The organism is Fictibacillus sp. B-59209, assembly GCF_036216745.1.
Lineage (GTDB): Bacteria > Bacillota > Bacilli > Bacillales > Fictibacillaceae > Fictibacillus_C > Fictibacillus_C marinisediminis.
In genome coordinates, this window is record NZ_JARMMC010000013.1 from 20,081 (window position 1) to 37,474 (window position 17,394).

Sequence of the window (17,394 nt, forward strand, 5' to 3'; positions counted from 1 at the left end):
TTTTCCCCCTTTTTCTTCATATCTCCTTAACAATAAAGTGGTTTAATGAGTCTGAACACTCAATAAGGGGGAAACAATATTGAAGAAAAAAGTTTCAATCGGATTATCCTTGGCGATCATGGCCTCAAGCGCCATTCCAGCCTTTGCTTCATCTGACCAGCACCATCGCTTTTCCCATAACCATAATCAAATCAAGAGCATAGAATTCGAATCTATGAAAGCACCAAGCACGATTGAAAACATGGTAAGAACCTATACAGAGGCAAAAGTGAAAATTACGTACAAAGACGGTACGGTAAAAGAAACTCCATTAAATTATAATCAGCTATTCCTATCCAAAGATAAAATTGTAGACAACAAAGGCGAAAAGATTCCTGCAGGTACACCTATTGATGCAAAAGGCAATCCTATCGTTGATCGAAGCGTGCCTGACAAGCCTTCGTATTATGTTTCTGACGCACCGGATTCCAATAGTTTTATTACAATTGCAGGAAAAGATTATATTATTTCTCATTATGAGTATGATTCCATGGATAATGCCGGAAACGAAATTAAAGGACTTCCTGCATCCATGACACTGACTCAAGTCGACCGAGATAAAAAAACAGGCAAGCTTACAGTTAACCATGCCAAGAAAATTGATTTTTCTAATGTGAATGGTTTATGGACACCTTGTAACGGCTCCACAACAGATTGGGGAACTCACCTTGGATCTGAAGAATATGAACCGGATGCCCGTGCGTTCGAAGATTCTTCTTCTGATTCCTATCGTGATGTCACCAATTTTGCACAGCACTACTTTGGAGACAAATCAAAAGCCAATCCTTATTTCTATGGATGGATTCCAGAGATCTCTATTCACCCCAACGGCAATACCAGTGTGGTAAAACATTACAGCACAGGACGTTTTTCCCATGAAATCATGCAGGTGATGCCTGATCAAAAAACAGCATTGTTTGGAGATGACGGCGGTAATACGATGATGTTTATGTATGTCGCCGATCAGAAGAGAGACTTCTCTGCAGGGACTCTATATGCGGCAAAATTCAAGCAAACGTCTTCAGATAACGGCGGCGCAGGAGACTTGCAGTGGATCAAGCTTGGCCACTCAACAGACAAAGAAGTAAAGAAAATAATCGATAAAGGCACGAAATTCAGCGATATCTTTGAAACTTCGGCTCAACCTGCTCCTGGCTTTAAAGCGATAAAAACAGCTGCAAGCAAGAAAGTAGAGTATCTTAAAGTTAAGCCAGGCATGGAAAAGGCTGCAGCATTCCTAGAATCACGACGATATGGCGCATTGCTTGGTGCAACTTCTGAGTTCAATAAAATGGAGGGAATTGCCGTTAATAAGGCTGGCCATAAAGCCTATATCGCCATTTCATATGAAAACGGAAGTATGAAAAAAGAGGATATCAGCGGCGTGCAGGATGACATCCAAATGCCGGTTCTTGACTCTGGAACAACCTTTGAACTAGATTTGAATGCCGATCAAAAAGACCATAGCAGCCACAGCATCAATAGCCGCTATGCGCCTTCAAAAATGAAGGGTCTCCTTGTCGGTGAGGATCTTCCAAAATCTGATGCATACGGCAATACTGCCAATCCGGATAAAATAGCGAATCCAGATAATCTTACCTTCTCCAATGACATGGACACGCTATTTATCGGTGAAGACAGCTCGCATCACACCAACAACTTTGTTTGGGCCTATAATGTTAAAACGAAAAAACTTTCAAGAATACTTTCTGTTCCAGCAGGGGCTGAAGCAACGGGCTTGCGAGCGGTTGATCAGCTGAAGACTTCCCGCTATTTGCTTAGCAACTTCCAGCACCCGGGTGAAGATCTGGATGGAAAACAAATTACAGCAGTAGATAAGGAAAAGCTCGAAGATGCCATGAAAAAAGGCATAGGAATCCAGGAAACTGGCGGAGTCGGCTACCTCTCAGGACTTCCATCAGGAGATTTGAAAACAAAATAAGCTTTATGATAAAAGCCCTACCCCGTATGCGGGATAGGGCTTTCTTTGTATTATTGTGCTGGCAGCTGTTGTTCTTCTATCATCTTTTTACAGACTTGATAGCACTCCTCAATATGAGAATTACCGAGATATTTCATCGCAGCAAAACTGATACCGGCCGCTACAGCCTGTCCTACAAAAGGTACGAACTTCGTGACCTGTTTGACTGCTATGCGTTTACCTGCCTTTTTTAATAAAAGAGAAATCATCTGTTTCGTTACGACTCTGCCAGCAAACTGGCTGCCCGCTGACGTAATGAGTACAATGATTTTCCCTTTCAATGTTGCATCCATCTTCTCAATCTGGCCGGGCGCCAAGCCGAACTTCTCATTAATGGTCGGGAGCAATTCCATCATGATCGTGATGTCCGCACCCACATCCACTCCGGGAATCGGGATAACAGCGGCCGCCGCAGAAGCTGACGCTCGTTTATTAACCAGCACTCTACATTCCGTTCGGATGGCTTCTAGTTCTTCTATCGTTTTAGGTATCATGGTTATCTCCTTTTATGTAAAGCTTTGCTCTAGATTATACCCAAAACTATATGATGAATAACTAGTATTGTGCACTATTCGACCTATCAACCGCTCACTAATCACTGCAGAAAAGTAATCCAAATAAAAAGAAGACCGACAAAAGTCGGGTCTTCTTTACAGCGCTATTGCGCTTTTTCTTTTTTAATCTGTTTGCTTCTCAGCTGTCCGCATGCGGCATCAATATCAGTACCGTGCTCCTGGCGGATTTTGCAGTTGATGCCCCGTTTTTTCAGTGTATCGTAAAACGTCAGCACAGACTCCTCCTCGCTTCGCTGATATTGGCTGTGTTCGTCTACTGGATTGTACGGAATCAGGTTGACGTAGACCTTTTGCTTTTTATCCTGGAGCAAATCAGCGAGTTGTTCTGCTTCTTCCTTATGATCATTAACATCTCTTAATAAAATGTACTCAATCGTAATTCTCTTGTTTGTTTTTTCTAAATAATAATCCAAGGATTCCATTAATTTTTCAATAGGAATCGCCCGGTTTATTTTCATGATACGTGTCCGTAATTCATTATTCGGTGCATGAAGGGAGATCGCCAAATTCACGGGTAGCTGAGAGTCAGCAAATTCATAAATCTTGTTGGCGAGTCCGCTTGTAGAAACCGTGATATGACGTGCGCCAATCGCGAGTCCTTTATGATTAATCACCACTTTTATGAAATCAATCATATTTTCAAAGTTATCAAATGGCTCTCCAATTCCCATGACAACGATATGGCTCACTTTTTCATCCTGATTTCTTTGATCAAGATGAAGCTGGACGTTCATGATCTGCTCGACGATCTCACCGCTCGATAAGTCGCGGCTTTTGGCCAATAAACCGCTCGCACAGAAACTGCAGCCAATGTTGCAGCCGACCTGGGTCGTCACACAAACAGACAAGCCGTATTTGTGCTTCATTAATACCGTTTCGATCAAGTTACCGTCCCGCAGCTTGAACAAAAACTTGATCGTGCCATCCTCTGATTCCTGCTTCACATGCTGCTGCATCGTCTGGAACTCGAAGCTTTCTGAAAGCATTTCGATGCATTCCTTTTTTACATCGCTCATTTCAGAAAAGGAAGTGACTCGTTTTCTATATAGATATTCCCAAACCAGGGATGCTTGATATGGTTTATGGCCCCGTTCTAATAGCCAGGCAGCCAGCTGTTCAAATGTTAATCCATAGATGGATTCCTTTACCATTTTTTACCCTCTTTTCAAAACATATAATGAACTGCCCCAAAAGACAGCATACTTTTTCGTAACCACCTGTTATCTTACCATAAAAAGTCTGGGTATTCAGTGGCTCTGTTTTGTCTTCTTTGGAACATTCTGACCATCCTTTATCCTTCTTAATCTTGAAAAGCAATGAAAGACATTTGTTTCCAATTTTATGTATAATTGCATTAGGAACTTGCTTAGGGGGGATAGGATGGAATCCCAAAATTACGTGCTGCATGACAAAAGCAATGAATTTTATTGGGAAGGTGCTGGACAGCTTTCAATTAAAACGTTTAGGTATGGCCGGGCCCTTTACAAAACGAACCGGGGTTTCTTTGCGGTGGAAGAAGGCCGATATCTTCTTTTAAATGAAGGTGCCTATACGATTGCTATTGAAGAAGAAACTGAGGTGGAGTCTTTCTGTTTATTCTTCAGAAAAGGGCTTGCCGAGGAAGTGCTGAGGACGTTGAAAGCTGATTCCGACAATCTTTTGTCCGATCCTTTTAAACCGCTAAATTCTGTCGATTTTTTTGAAAAAACCTATCCCTTTTCTTCAGCTCTCTCCACACAAATCGACTATTTCCGGGGAAATATGACTACAAAAAGCGATCCTCTTTGGAAGGAAGAACAGTTTCAGCAATTGATGGAAACGATTGTGAGGGAACAGTTTCATGCAGTTATGGAGACAGAGGCACTGCCTTCGTTAAAAATGGGAACACGGGAGGAACTGTACAGAAGAATCAGTACCGCACATGAATATATACGCGCCTTTTATCAACAGCCGGTAACCTTGCAGCAGATTTCCCAAGCTGCTTTTCTATCGACGAATCATCTCCTAAGGAACTATTCGGCCATCTATGGATGCACACCTCACCAGCACGTCACAGCGCTTCGAATCGAAAAAGCTAAACAACTATTAATGAAAACAGAAAAGACGATGACCGATATAGCCTTTAACCTGGGATTTGAGACCCCCGCTTCTTTCAGCAAAATGTTCAAACAGCATGCCGGGATCTCTCCGCTACAGTTTCGAAAAAAAGTGATTTTGGATAAGAAATAGCAGCAACAACCATTTATGATGAAGAAGAAAGAACAAAAGAGGAGAGATGGTTAATGGAAGCAACAGCGATACATAAAATTGGACAGATTGGAGTTCCTGTAAAAGACCTGGAAAGAGCCGTTGATTTTTATCAAAACGACTTAGGGCTTCAACTCCTTTTTCAAAACAAAAACATGGCATTCTTTGAGTGCTGCGGCCTTCGTTTAATGCTCAGCCTGCCTGAGAATGAAACATTTGCCCATCCCAGTTCCGTCATCTATTTCCAAGTGACTCATATTAAGAGTGCTTATGAAGATATGCTTAAAAAAGGGGCTGCGTTTGTAAGCGAACCTCACCTGATTGCTAAAATGGGACAAACCGAAACGTGGATGGCTTTCTTTAACGATACAGAAGGAAATACACATGCCTTGATGAGTGAGGTAGAGGTTTGAATTTGTTTCAATTGATCCCTCTGTTGATCTCCCTATCCCACTTTTTCATTTTTTTCACAAGTGTCGAGTGATCGACTCCTAAATATTCTGCTGCCTTTCTGATGGAGGGTTTCGTGTGAAGCGCATCCATAATCACTCTTTTTTCAAACTGTTCCATTCTTTGTTTGAAAGTATGCGCAGACTCTGAGTTACCATGAATACTATAGTGCGGCGGCAGATCAACCGGTTCAATAGTAAGTGATGGCACCGAAACAATCATGCTCTCAACTAAATTTCTTAATTCTCTCACATTCCCCGGCCAATGATAGCTTTGTAAAATTTGTTTGGTTTCGGGTGATACATGCTTTTCGATATTAAATAGTTTACAGAAATAGGTGAAAAAATGATCCAGTAAGACTTCAATGTCCTCAGGACGCTGGCTCAATGGAGGGATGGCTAATTCTATCACTTGCAGCCGGTAATATAAGTCTTCTCGAAATTTTCCTTTCTCCACTAACTCTTTCAAATGTTTATTTGTTGCTGAAATGATTCTAATGTCTAGTTGTTTTACTTTGCTGCTGCCTAATTTTTGAATTTGTTTCTCTTGCAGGACACGAAGCAATTTGACTTGCAGAGACAATGGAAGTTCCCCTACTTCATCCAGCAAAACTGTCCCCTTGTCCGCCAGTTCCAGCAGGCCGACTTTCCCTTCCTGCCTTGCTCCGGTAAACGCCCCTTTTTCATAACCAAAAAGCTCAGATTCCAGCAGCTGTTCAGGGATAGCCCCGCAGTTCACTTTAATAAAAGGCATATCTTTTCTGTCACTTAATTGGTGAACTAAATTAGCAATAACCTCTTTACCCGCTCCTGAAGGACCAGATAGCAATATACTTGTTGGGTATGAAGCGATTTGTTTTACTTTTTCTATAATTCCCTTCATTTGAATGCTTTGAAAGACTACTTTTTCATCATTTCCCTCCGTGGAAAAGGTATATCGATTCTGACTCATTTCAGAAAAGCTTTTTGCCTTCTTCAACTCATTTGTCAGTTCATTTAGCTGAGTAATGTCTCTGACACTGGTTACAACCATTTGAATCTCGCCTGATTCATCGAAAACGGGAGTTCCCGTGACCATGACATCTTTTTGCTGGCCGATTCGCTGAAGAATCGATCTGCGTTTTTTATCCTGCAGGACAAGGAGTGAGACAGATTGATCAAAGTAGCCGTGGTTCATCAAATCGCCCATGTGATGACCGATAAGTCTTTCCCTCTTGATTCCTGACATAGCCTCGTAAGCTGAATTCACAATGAGTGTAATTCCTTCACTATTAACGACATAAATGCCATCCGTAGAAAATTCGATGATTTTTTCCATTTGCTTGAGTAATGAACGATAATGTTCGATTTGAGAAATATTCTGAATAACACTCACAGCACCAATGAGCTGATTTTCCTTATATAAGGGAGTTTTATTCACCATACATTGCAACCCTGCTATCGTCATTTTCGCTCCGAGTGTGCTCTTGCCACTATTAAGAACTTGGTGGATTGGTGAATTAGGAACAAAATCACGGATATCTTTGCCCACTAAGTCCTGGTGTTCTTGTTTTATTAGTTTTTGTGCTGAGGAATTTATGAATAAAATCCTATTATTATGGTCCACTACAATGACCCCGTTGGACATCGAGAAGAAAACGCTTTCTAAAATTTCTTTGTTCACAGTAAGTGGTTTCATCGGAATCTCTGCCTCCTGCAAGAAGCGGTGAAAATTATCACCAAACGGTGACGATTTTCACCGTCTTTAGTCTCTGTTGCACCAACAATTCTTTTTATTATGGTGAATTTTATCACCATTATTTGCTTTAGACAATGTAAATTCTTATATAAAATAAGCATTTTTAATATTGGCATGAATCTTGCATTATAAAAAGGCAAGGAGGTTGAGAATGGAAATTAAAGAGTTATTCATTAATGGTAAATGGGAATCAAAAGAAAGAACCTATGCACTGCACTCTCCTTATAGCGGGGATGTTATTGCTAACATTAGTATGGCAGATGAGGCAGATGTAAAAAAAGCCATTGAAGGAGCAAAAACAGCCTATGAAACGATGAAAGTGATGCCTGCCTATAAGCGCTCAGAGATTTTGCTGAATGTTGTCCAACTTCTCCGTGAAAGAAAGGAAGAGTTGGCACGAATTGTTGCACTTGAGGCCGGTAAGCCCATTCGAACAGCACGTGGCGAAATTGACCGCACCATTGCTACCTATCAATTTGCAGCTGAAGAGGCAAAACGGATCTATGGAGAAACCATTCCAATGGATGCCGCTCCTGGAGGTGAGAATCGTCTAGGATTTACATGGAGAGAACCATTAGGTGTTGTCGTTGCAATCAGCCCCTTTAATTTTCCGGTTAATCTCGTCGCGCATAAACTAGGACCAGCCTTTGCTGCGGGAAATACAGTTGTATTGAAACCGGCTGAACAAACACCTTTAAGCGCGTTATTAATCGCTGAGATTTTCAAGCAAGCCGGCCTTCCGGATGGAGCTCTTCAAGTGATAACAGGCAGCGGAAGAGAGCTTAGTGACGCTCTTATTACTGATGAAAGAGTTAAAAAAGTAACCTTCACAGGGAGTGCAGAAGTAGGTAAACTGATTAAATCAAAAGCCGGATTGAAGAAAGTAACATTAGAACTTGGTTCCAATTCAGGGTTAATTGTTGAACCGGATGTCCCGCTGGAAAAAATTGTGCCCCGATGTGTAGAAGGAGCATTTTCCTTTGCAGGCCAGGTTTGTATTTCACTGCAAAGAATTTATGTTCATGATTCCATTTATGATGAATTTTGTAAGCGTTTTATTGAAGAGGCAAAAAATTTAACAGCCGGCGACCCTCTCGATGAAAAAACCGATATTAGTGCCATGATCAACCTTAAGGAAACAGAGCGAATTGAGTCATGGGTCCAGGAAGCAAATGAGCAGGGAGCTGACATTGCACTAGGCGGTAAACGCGACGGTTCGGTCTTCCCGCCAACCGTACTATTGAATGTGAAAAAAGATATGGCGGTTTCCTGCCAAGAAACATTTGCTCCCGTTGTCTCAATCGTTCCCTACCGTGAGCTGGATGAAGCCATCCATATGGTCAATGATTCTTCGTATGGATTAAATGTGGCTATCTATACCCAAAACATTCTTCATGCAATACATGCGGCCAAAAAGCTGGAGTCAGGCGGAGTCATTATTAATGATATCCCAACCTTTAGGCTGGATCATATGCCTTATGGCGGAGTAAAGGACAGCGGCTATGGACGTGAAGGAATTAAATATGCCGTTGAAGAAATGACAGAATTAAAATTCGTTACCATAAAAACAGCATTTTAAGGAGGAGAAGTACTTTGGCAAATATTATTAAACCTAACCCAAAGCTTTATGTAATGGATAATGGCCGTATGAGAATGGATAAAAACTGGATGATTGCGATGCACAGTCCAGCAACAGTGGAGAATCCCAATACACCAGCTGAGTTTGTCGAGTTCCCTGTCTATACTGTACTCATCGACCATCCAGCAGGTAAAATTCTTTTTGATACTGCTTGCAATCCTAGCTCAATGGGGCCAGAAGGCCGGTGGGGGAAAGCAACTCAGCAAATGTTTCCAATCAATATGGGGGAGGAATGTTATCTTCATAACCGCCTGGAGGAGCTAGATGTAAGACCCGAAGATATTAAATACGTAATAGCATCCCACCTTCACCTTGACCACGCTGGGTGCTTGGAGTTATTTACAAATGCGACAATCATCGTTCATGAAGATGAGCTGAACGGTGCCCTTCAAACGTATGCCCGCAATGAAAAAGAAGGAGCATACATCTGGGGAGATATTGATGCCTGGATAAAAAATAATCTTCAATGGAAAACCATAAAACGAAGTGAAGACAATCTTGAATTAGCAGAAGGAATTAATATCCTTAATTTTGGAAGCGGACATGCCTGGGGTATGCTTGGCCTTCAGATTAACATGCCAGAAACAGGTGGGATTATTCTCGCCTCAGATGCTATTTATACAGCTGAAAGCTTCGGACCGCCGATCAAGCCGCCTGGCATTATCTATGATTCACTGGGCTATTCCAACGCAGTTGAGAAAATACGCAGAATCGCGAAACAAACTGGTTCCCAAGTCTGGTTTGGACACGATGCTGACCAATTTAAAACATTCCGCAAATCTACTGAAGGATATTACGAATAAAATAGAGGGGGAAAAACAATGAGTGTCGCAAAGTTAGTTTTCACCCCATTAAGCTACACAGGATGGGGATCACTGAAGGAATTGCTTCCTGAAGTTGCGAAGTATGCGCCAAACAGAATTCTTGTTATCACAGATCCAATGCTGGCCAAGATAGGAATCGCTCAACGCGTAACAGGACCGCTTGAAGAACAGGGCTATTCTGTCACTTTATACACGGACGTCGTTCCTGAACCTCCTGTAGAAACAGGAGAAAAGCTGGTTTCCTTTACCCGTGAAGGAGAATTTGACATGGTCGTGGGTGTAGGCGGCGGAAGCGCACTCGATTTGGCCAAATTAGCTTCAGTATTGGCTGTGCATGATGGTTCTGCAGCTGATTACTTAAACTTATCCGGCTCTAAAAATGTAGAAAAAAAGGGGTTGCCTAAAATCCTCATTCCGACTACATCCGGAACCGGTTCAGAAGTGACAAATATCTCTGTCCTCTCCTTAGAGACGACAAAAGACGTGGTGACACACGATTATCTTCTCGCGGATGTAGCCATTATTGATCCGGAGCTGACCGTATCGGTTCCCGCCAAAGTAACGGCAGCTACGGGAATTGATGCTTTAACCCATGCAGTGGAAGCCTATATTTCAGTGAATGCAAGCCCTGCCACTGATGGCTTAGCCCTGCAGGCGATCCGCTTAATAGGACGATCCCTTCGGAAGGCCGTTACAGATGGAAAAAACCGGCAAGCAAGAATTGATATGAGCAATGGGAGTTATATCGCAGGCCTTGCATTCTTTAACGCGGGAGTAGCCGGAGTTCATGCCTTGGCTTACCCGCTTGGCGGGCAATTTCACATTTCCCACGGTGAATCGAACGCCGTCCTTCTTCCCTATGTAATGGGTTATATTCGGAAAAGCTGCACAAAGCGTATGGCGGACATCTTAAATGCCCTTGGTGGAAATTCTGCCTACTTATCCGAAGAAGAAGCTTCCTATAAATGTGTAGAAGAACTCCAGAGGCTTGTGAGTGATGTTGGAATTCCAGCTGCTTTATCTGGCTTCAATGTACCGGATTCAGCCCTGGAGAGCTTAACACAGGATGGAGTAAAGCAAAAAAGAATCCTGGCCAGAAGTCCTCTTCCTTTATTAGAAGATGATATTAGGAAAATATATCAAGCCGCCTTTAATGGAACGATCGTAGAGCCAACTTAATTAATAAGAAATGTAAAGGGGCTGTCCAAGAAGNNTTCTGGACAGCCCCTTTTTCATTTTCTTTTCATGTCAGCAGATTATTTTAGCTGATGAACCTACAGCAAGCCCTGATTCTAAAACAGCCCATGGAATTGTCCAACTAATAGCAAGCAAAGGAAAATCCAGTAAAATAGAATTCCAAAAAACACCTGCCACCAAATTGATGGATAGGTGTTTCTTTAATAACTAAAATAGTTTTTAATAAATTAGGGAGATCCAAGTAAAAATTTTTATGGTATGATAGTTAGATTGTTTACCAGCCATGTGACACATATACATTCATCTAAGAAAAGAGGCAGTTATGCACGCCGCAGAATTATCCAAGCGACATTGGTTACTCATCTTTACACTTACTTTATTAACATTTGTTCTCGGGACAAGCGAATTTGTTATCGTTGGAATCTTAACAGATATTTCCTCGAGTCTTCATATAACTAATGCGAAAGCAGGTACACTCGTTTCTGCATTTGCAATTACGTTTGCCATTGGCACACCAATCGTAATGTCAGCGACAAGCCATTTTCCAAAGCGTAAATGGATGTTGTTTTTGATAGGATCGTTCATTATCCTGAATGCTTTGTGCGTGTTTTCGACGAGCTACATCATACTCCTTGCACTTCGGATGATGACGGCGGTTGTAACAGGAGTTTTAATCTCTCTTGCTATGATTGTTGCAAGTGAAACCATGCCGATCGCAAAACGCGGACTTGCTATATCCTTCGTTTTCGGTGGTTTTACTCTTGCAAACGTGATTGGGGTACCGATAAGCACGGTCATCGCTCAATGGTACAACTGGAATACAACCTTCCTGTTTACGACTCTTCTGGGGGGAATTTCATTTTTGGCATCTTTCTTCATTTTGCCTAAAATGCACAGTCAAATTCGCAGTTCGATGCGTGATCAATTTTCTTTATTAACACACCCACGAATCTTAATGGCTTTTTTCATTCCATCACTTGGTTTTGGAGCGACGTATGCCATTTATACGTATCTGGTCCCGATCCTGAAGGGAATGGAAGTACCACGCAGTTCAATTAGTCTGATCTTGTTTGGCTACGGATTTATTTCGATTTTCAGCAACATACTCGCTGGTAAAATTGCCAGCTACAATGCTATTGGACGCCTTAGGTTTGTTTTCTTTTTGCAGGCCTTGGTTCTGATCAGTTTATATTGGACGACAAATCACTTTATCTTTGGATTGGTTAACATAGGCTTGATGTCATTAATGGCCATCCTTTTAACAACATCTACCCAGCTTTATTTGATAGACCTTGCCCGTATTTATCAGCCAAAAGCAACAGGACTCGCTGCTTCCCTTATGCCTGTGGCAAGCAATGTTGGTATTGCCTTTGGTTCCGCATTAGGCGGATTTGTTTACCATCAAGGAAACTTGATGAATGTGACATGGGTCGGGGGGCTGGTTGCTATCTTTGCAAGTCTTCTCACGTTCCAAAGTCACCGCTTCGACCAGAAAAAGCATACGAAGGCTGCATAAGATACCATGTAAAAAAGAGCTGCTCAGCAGCTCTTTTTTGTTCTCATCCATTTACGCGATCATGCTTATGATTTGGCGAAGTCCTGCCAAAGCAAATCCCCCTAAATATCGATAAGCAATTAAGGCGACGAGCGGCGATAGATCGATAACACCAAGCGGCGGGATAAAACGCCGAAATATCGCAAAGTAGGGTTCAACCAGTCTGCCTATCCACATGCCCACCTTTGTTGCATGAAATTGAGGAAACCATGAACCGAGAATGAATATGATCATCATCCAGTAATAAATATCGTAAATGTATTGCCCCGCTTGTAAAATGATAGACCCCAATTTTTTTCTCCCCATCTATACGATTTTGGATCTTTATGATTGCCATGCCCTTTACTTTTCTTCTTTACAGCATATACGTTTTATGAACAAATAAGTTTCGCCATTTCTTGTTGACCCTTACCTTAGAGGATCCTTTAGTATAAAAACACGGAAAGGAGGAAGCGATGTGTACACTGTTTAAGAATTGGCAAGATTGGCTCATACAATTGTAAAGACGCTGCATCATTATCACAAATTAAATCCTTTGATTCCGGAGCAATTGTCAGAAGCGGGCTATCGTTTGCCATGAACAGAAGATTGTCGAAGAAATAAAGTTACTATTTGGATTTTAATATGTATTTACCAATTAAAACTAATCTTTTTAGGTTTAGGTTAAATATCAATAATTATATAAAATTAATAAATAGCAAAAACAAAGTCAAGTAAAAAATCAGAATATTCACTTTAACAATTTTCATTAAATGATATATTAGATGGATAAGATAATATTTAATAATTATTAATAAAATAGGAGGATATTATTATGGACGAATCTGATATTTACGAATCTATTGAAATGATTAAAGAAGAGTTGAATAAATTAAATACTACACAGGTGAAAATAGCCCTCTTTGGCCAACCGGGTTCAGGAAAATCCTCATTAATTAATGCTTTAATTGGTGAAGAGGTAGCAAATGTATCTCAAGAAACAGATACGACAGTTACTGAAGATCCATATAAATGGGAGGATTTAATTCTTACTGATTTACCTGGTTATGGCACAAAGAATTTCCCTGCAGATTCTTTTTTTGAGAAGTTTAATGTACTAAGTTATGATATCTTTATTTGTGTTTTTTCAGGGAAATTCAGACAAGAAGATACAGAGTTTTTTAGAAAACTTCAAGCGGAAGGTAAGAAATGTCTATTTGTTAGAAATTCTGTAGATAGCATGTTTGAAAAAGGAAAGACAATCGAAGAATTAAAAGAGGACGTTTTAAGTGATGTTAAAAAACAAGTAGGAAAAGAAGTCAAAGTATATTTTACAAGTTGTCGAACCGAAGAGGGGTTAGATGATTTAACCAAAGCCATCTATGATAACCTAAACACAGTTAAGCAAATTAAATTTTCATTGGATGCGAAAGCATATTCTGAAGATTTTTTAGAGACAAAGAAAAAGGCATGTTATAAATATGTGTATTTAGGTTCCTCTCTTGCTGCTGCGAATGGGATAAACCCTATTCCTTTAGTTGATATTTCAATAGATCTCTCTATTCTAACAGGTATTTTTGACCGTGTAAGGAAATCATTTGGCTTAAGTCAACAAATTATAGAAGAAAATAAATTTTTATATAACGAGAAGTTATTAACTATTGCCAACAATATATTAAAATATTCAACAAAGACCGCAATTACTAAACTGCTTCAAAAAATTGCTAAGGATCAACTTGAAAAGCAAACTGTTAAGACCGTCCTAAAACAGATTGGTAAGAGAATACCACTGATTGGTCAAGGTATTTCAGCAACCACTTCTTTTATTGTTACTTTCGCAGCAAGCAAGAATTATTGTAATGATTGTTCAGAGATAGCTACTGCAATTCTAAAAGATAAACTATACACTAGGACTAATTAAATAAAATCTTTCTATAACCTCTTCTTTCGGTTAGGAAGAACCCCTTCCCAATAAGAATGGGGTTCTATTTATTAAAGATTACGTGACAACGTTTCTTTAGCAATAACTAATTCCATTCTCTGCTTTACCATTATTTCCGATACGGCTCACGGTATCAATTTAAAAGTAGTGTTAACCAAAAAAAAGGTTGTAAAAGCAAGAGAGTATCTCTCTTGCTTTTTTTCACAGTTATTCAAAACATGTCTTTTTTCTATGTTTATGAAGCTACATTTGGCACTCAACATGTGTAGAGTGCTGAATGTAGATTAATAATCAAGAGTAGTGGAAATTCACCTAATAAAAGATACGAGTCAACGTTCATGTTAAAACAATATAATCTTCCTTGAGTACATTTAGAAACGATTAGGATGATTTTCTTGAGTAACATTTAGAAAAGAAAAGAACCAGATTAACTGGTTCAAAATCACTAATTATTTAACTCTTTCTTCCATCTATCTATATCTTCTAACGTAAATTTAACAATTTCAATCCTTAATAATTCATTCGAGATTGCTGGTTGAAAAGCCTCTATGATACGTTCAGGACGAATATGTTGGCGTCCTTCATATTCTGCAGGGAATTCTGGTATTAATAGTATCATTTGTGCTTTTATATGCTTCGCTTTACTATAGTAATTTATCTTTGATAACTGTACATATATTCGATCTAATGTCATTGGGGTGATTGTTAATAACACTTCAAAGAAAAATTCTTTAATGTCTGTCTTAAGATAAGCATCAAAGATAATTTTGCGTTCCATAATAGGATCTAATCCTTGAAAAGCTGGTGCAAATTGTACTTCTCTTATAATGTTTACTTCAGGAATTTGATGCTTATTAAGGTATTGATCTATTGATTCCTTTTCAGTAAATTTATAAAAGTCCCTCTTGCTAAATTCCGGTTTCTTTGGTTCTGTAACCGTTATAGTACCTGATAAATCTGGTGTAGTTGTATCAATTACTGCCGAAGCCCCGTTATCGCTTTCGGGTTCCTTGTCCTCTTCGGCCTTTATTACCCCTAACATTTGAAGTAATTCAGGTGTTACTCCGTTTATTGTATTGTTAGTTTGGTGTTGATTCTGATTAATTAATGTGGTCATTTTAATTATATGGTCTCTTAAATCAGCATTTTCCTTCTTTGCCTCTATTATTTCTTCTTTCTTTTCGGTAATTTCCCTTGAAAGAGATAAATATTTACCCATACTTAAGTTATCGAAGGATTCAGATAGGATTAATAGTGTTATTAGTATAAACAATGTTATATATTCTGGTGTCAAGCTGTATGTAGGTGTCCCCATCAGAAACCCTGCTGTAATGATTGCTAATAAATAAAGTATGAATATAATTAATAAGATTCTAACAAACCAATTTACTTTTTTTACATCTGTCTTATCCAAGACTACCATCACCTCTTTGGGTTATTACTAAAGAATTTACTAATCTATCAATATACATAGATTACTAATGTATTATATCTAATTTTGGGAAATAATTGAAATATATATTTCTGTTATTTAAAAATAAATGCCCTCTAAGTTCTCAGGGTTTAACGTTTTTGTTAAAATATTGTACTACAATCCCATTATTGTTTAACATTTTGACGTTATATATGATAAGAATCTCAAGATTGATTTAGAGGGAATGTTCGAGTTACCTCAGTATAAAAAAGACGGGAAAACCCTCTCCCGTCTTTTATCTTAGCGTTGTAAAATATCCTCGATAAGGGGATCTATACCTCTTTCAATCAGGTTTTGAATCATTCTTTGAGAACTAAATCTGTTTACTGAGAAAGCAATATACGACAGAATTTTGGCAGATTTTTCTTTAGTTAAATATGAAAAGTCGTCTTGTAGTATTGAGAATGCAAAATCAGCAACAGGGTCATACGACTCAAACATAGGACACGCTTTCGGAAAATTGTTAGCAACTGCATTAATAACGTAATTCTCATTTTTTTGAAGTTCACCATACTGGGTACGGTGAGATTTACACTGGTAGCTTTATTAACTACTTGATTTAATTCATGTATTTCATCATTAGGTTTTTTTGTTAGAATAATTGCTTATCTGGAAATCGTTTACTCATTTTTATCAACCCTCTACGTTTATAGTCCCAACTCCTGTAAATACTTCTCCATTTGTACTTCTACTTCTCTAAGTTCCTGTTTGATCTTTTGAATATTTGTTTTCACCTCTGCCATATTCACTGGGTCTTCTTCTTCAAAAGAATCAACATAACGAGGAATATTAAGTTAAATTCATAAGTGTAAAAGAAGGCGAATATGGTCCCGCTCATTCCAATTTGCAATTCAATATATTATCTTCAGTAGCTCAGTATCAAAGGGAAGAATTAGCAGAAAATGTTCAAATGGGCATGATCACAAGAACAAAAGCTGGCCTTTGGAATGGCGGTAGTATTTTGGGTTATAAAAGTGAAAACAAAAAATTAATAATAATCCCAGAAGAAGCTCATATAGTAAAAATTATCTTCCAAAAATGTGTTAATAATGGTTGGGGAATTAAAAAAATAACAAATTTTTTAAATAAAATGGGCTATTTAAGTAAAAAAAGGAAACCTTTTTCAATAGGTGCTGTCAGTACAATTCTTAAAAACCCCATATATAAAGGCTATCTGAGATATAACCAAGTTACAAATTGGGAAAGAGATAGAAGAAAAGGGACTAATCCTAATCCCATTATTGTTCAAGGGATTCATAAAAGTATTATTAATGTAGATACCTGGAAAAGGCACAGCAATTATTAAAACAGCGATCCACAGGTATACCAAGACAATATTCAGGGACATTTCCATTAACAGGTTTATCAAAATGTCCTGAATGTGGTTCATACATGACCAGCATGTATGGAGCAAAACGTAAAGACGGTACTAAAAAACGATACTATGTCTGTGGTCTATACCATAATAACGGGCGATCTATGTGTAATCCTAACTTAATACCTGCCGATTTCTTAGAGAAAGAAGTATTTAAACGTATTTCAGGAGTATTAAGCTCTAATATAATAATGAATGAATTGACTCAGCGTATTAACGATTAAGAATTCTTTTGTTACGGAAACAAATGATACTTCGCTTCTCGAAAAACAACTTCATTATTTAGAAGAAAGAAAAAGAAGAATTCAATATGAGATTGAAACTGAATCTGGAGCATTTACGAAAGCAGAAGCGATAGAACGTATTCATGAACTTCGCGA

16 protein-coding genes are annotated in these 17,394 nt (G+C 39.1%); 11 read left to right on the plus strand and 5 right to left on the minus strand.

What is annotated here, in order from left to right; genetic code table 11:
• Positions 1 to 79 precede the first annotated feature (79 nt).
• A complete protein-coding gene (locus P4361_RS08670; RefSeq protein ID WP_328089052.1) occupies positions 80 to 1,981 on the plus strand; it encodes a PhoX family protein in 1,902 nt (633 codons plus the stop codon).
• Positions 1,982 to 2,031: 50 nt separating this feature from the next.
• Here P4361_RS08670 and P4361_RS08675 read toward each other — a convergent pair whose 3' ends face one another.
• Together P4361_RS08675 and rlmN are read right to left on the minus strand one after the other, a co-directional pair.
• A complete protein-coding gene (locus P4361_RS08675; RefSeq protein ID WP_053356351.1) occupies positions 2,032 to 2,514 on the minus strand; it encodes a hypothetical protein in 483 nt (160 codons plus the stop codon).
• A gap of 164 nt (positions 2,515 to 2,678) precedes the next feature.
• The gene (gene rlmN, locus P4361_RS08680) at positions 2,679 to 3,746 is read right to left on the minus strand and encodes a 23S rRNA (adenine(2503)-C(2))-methyltransferase RlmN (RefSeq protein WP_091010025.1); all 1,068 of its coding nucleotides are present in this window, start codon (positions 3,744 to 3,746) and stop codon (positions 2,679 to 2,681) included.
• A gap of 229 nt (positions 3,747 to 3,975) precedes the next feature.
• Here rlmN and P4361_RS08685 point away from each other — a divergent pair, with 229 nt between their 5' ends.
• Both P4361_RS08685 and P4361_RS08690 read left to right on the plus strand, forming a co-directional pair.
• Positions 3,976 to 4,824: an AraC family transcriptional regulator gene (locus P4361_RS08685; RefSeq protein ID WP_328089053.1), complete on the plus strand. Its 849-nt coding sequence runs from the start codon at positions 3,976 to 3,978 to the stop codon at positions 4,822 to 4,824.
• A 53-nt stretch (positions 4,825 to 4,877) separates the two neighbouring features.
• Positions 4,878 to 5,255, plus strand: a complete 378-nt coding sequence (locus P4361_RS08690; protein WP_328089055.1) for a VOC family protein — start codon at positions 4,878 to 4,880, stop codon at positions 5,253 to 5,255.
• A 7-nt stretch (positions 5,256 to 5,262) separates the two neighbouring features.
• Here the strand turns inward: P4361_RS08690 and P4361_RS08695 are convergent, their stop codons facing one another.
• A complete protein-coding gene (locus P4361_RS08695) occupies positions 5,263 to 6,969 on the minus strand; it encodes a sigma 54-interacting transcriptional regulator (RefSeq protein WP_328089056.1) in 1,707 nt (568 codons plus the stop codon).
• 211 nt (positions 6,970 to 7,180) lie between these two features.
• Between P4361_RS08695 and P4361_RS08700 the strand changes: the two genes are divergently transcribed.
• The 4 genes from P4361_RS08700 to P4361_RS08715 all read left to right on the plus strand — a co-directional run bounded on the left by P4361_RS08700 (position 7,181) and on the right by P4361_RS08715 (position 12,205).
• Complete coding sequence (locus P4361_RS08700; RefSeq protein ID WP_328089058.1) at positions 7,181 to 8,608, plus strand: aldehyde dehydrogenase family protein; 1,428 nt, start codon at positions 7,181 to 7,183, stop codon at positions 8,606 to 8,608.
• A 14-nt stretch (positions 8,609 to 8,622) separates the two neighbouring features.
• Positions 8,623 to 9,471 (plus strand): AhlS family quorum-quenching N-acyl homoserine lactonase, encoded by an 849-nt coding sequence (gene ahlS / locus P4361_RS08705; protein WP_256225191.1) that lies wholly within the window; start codon positions 8,623 to 8,625, stop codon positions 9,469 to 9,471.
• A gap of 18 nt (positions 9,472 to 9,489) precedes the next feature.
• Positions 9,490 to 10,671, plus strand: a complete 1,182-nt coding sequence (locus tag P4361_RS08710; protein ID WP_328089059.1) for an iron-containing alcohol dehydrogenase — start codon at positions 9,490 to 9,492, stop codon at positions 10,669 to 10,671.
• A gap of 340 nt (positions 10,672 to 11,011) precedes the next feature.
• Positions 11,012 to 12,205 (plus strand): MFS transporter, encoded by a 1,194-nt coding sequence (locus P4361_RS08715; RefSeq protein WP_328089061.1) that lies wholly within the window; start codon positions 11,012 to 11,014, stop codon positions 12,203 to 12,205.
• A gap of 51 nt (positions 12,206 to 12,256) precedes the next feature.
• Here P4361_RS08715 and P4361_RS08720 read toward each other — a convergent pair whose 3' ends face one another.
• On the minus strand, positions 12,257 to 12,535 hold the full coding sequence (locus P4361_RS08720; protein ID WP_328089063.1) for a YggT family protein: 279 nt from the start codon (positions 12,533 to 12,535) through the stop codon (positions 12,257 to 12,259).
• A 193-nt stretch (positions 12,536 to 12,728) separates the two neighbouring features.
• On the opposite strand from P4361_RS08720, the gene P4361_RS23220 reads away from it, so the two are divergent.
• Together P4361_RS23220 and P4361_RS08725 are read left to right on the plus strand one after the other, a co-directional pair.
• The gene (locus P4361_RS23220) at positions 12,729 to 12,824 is read left to right on the plus strand and encodes a hypothetical protein (RefSeq protein WP_425590239.1); all 96 of its coding nucleotides are present in this window, start codon (positions 12,729 to 12,731) and stop codon (positions 12,822 to 12,824) included.
• Between the two features lie 234 nt (positions 12,825 to 13,058).
• Positions 13,059 to 14,144, plus strand: a complete 1,086-nt coding sequence (locus tag P4361_RS08725) for a GTPase (RefSeq protein ID WP_328089064.1) — start codon at positions 13,059 to 13,061, stop codon at positions 14,142 to 14,144.
• A 466-nt stretch (positions 14,145 to 14,610) separates the two neighbouring features.
• On the opposite strand, the gene P4361_RS08730 is transcribed toward P4361_RS08725, so the two are convergent.
• A complete protein-coding gene (locus P4361_RS08730; RefSeq protein ID WP_328089065.1) occupies positions 14,611 to 15,579 on the minus strand; it encodes a hypothetical protein in 969 nt (322 codons plus the stop codon).
• A 970-nt stretch (positions 15,580 to 16,549) separates the two neighbouring features.
• On the opposite strand from P4361_RS08730, the gene P4361_RS08735 reads away from it, so the two are divergent.
• Together P4361_RS08735 and P4361_RS23225 are read left to right on the plus strand one after the other, a co-directional pair.
• Complete coding sequence (locus P4361_RS08735; RefSeq protein WP_328089067.1) at positions 16,550 to 16,945, plus strand: recombinase family protein; 396 nt, start codon at positions 16,550 to 16,552, stop codon at positions 16,943 to 16,945.
• A gap of 17 nt (positions 16,946 to 16,962) precedes the next feature.
• Positions 16,963 to 17,238: a zinc ribbon domain-containing protein gene (locus P4361_RS23225; protein ID WP_425590240.1), complete on the plus strand. Its 276-nt coding sequence runs from the start codon at positions 16,963 to 16,965 to the stop codon at positions 17,236 to 17,238.
• Positions 17,239 to 17,394: the final 156 nt, after the last annotated feature.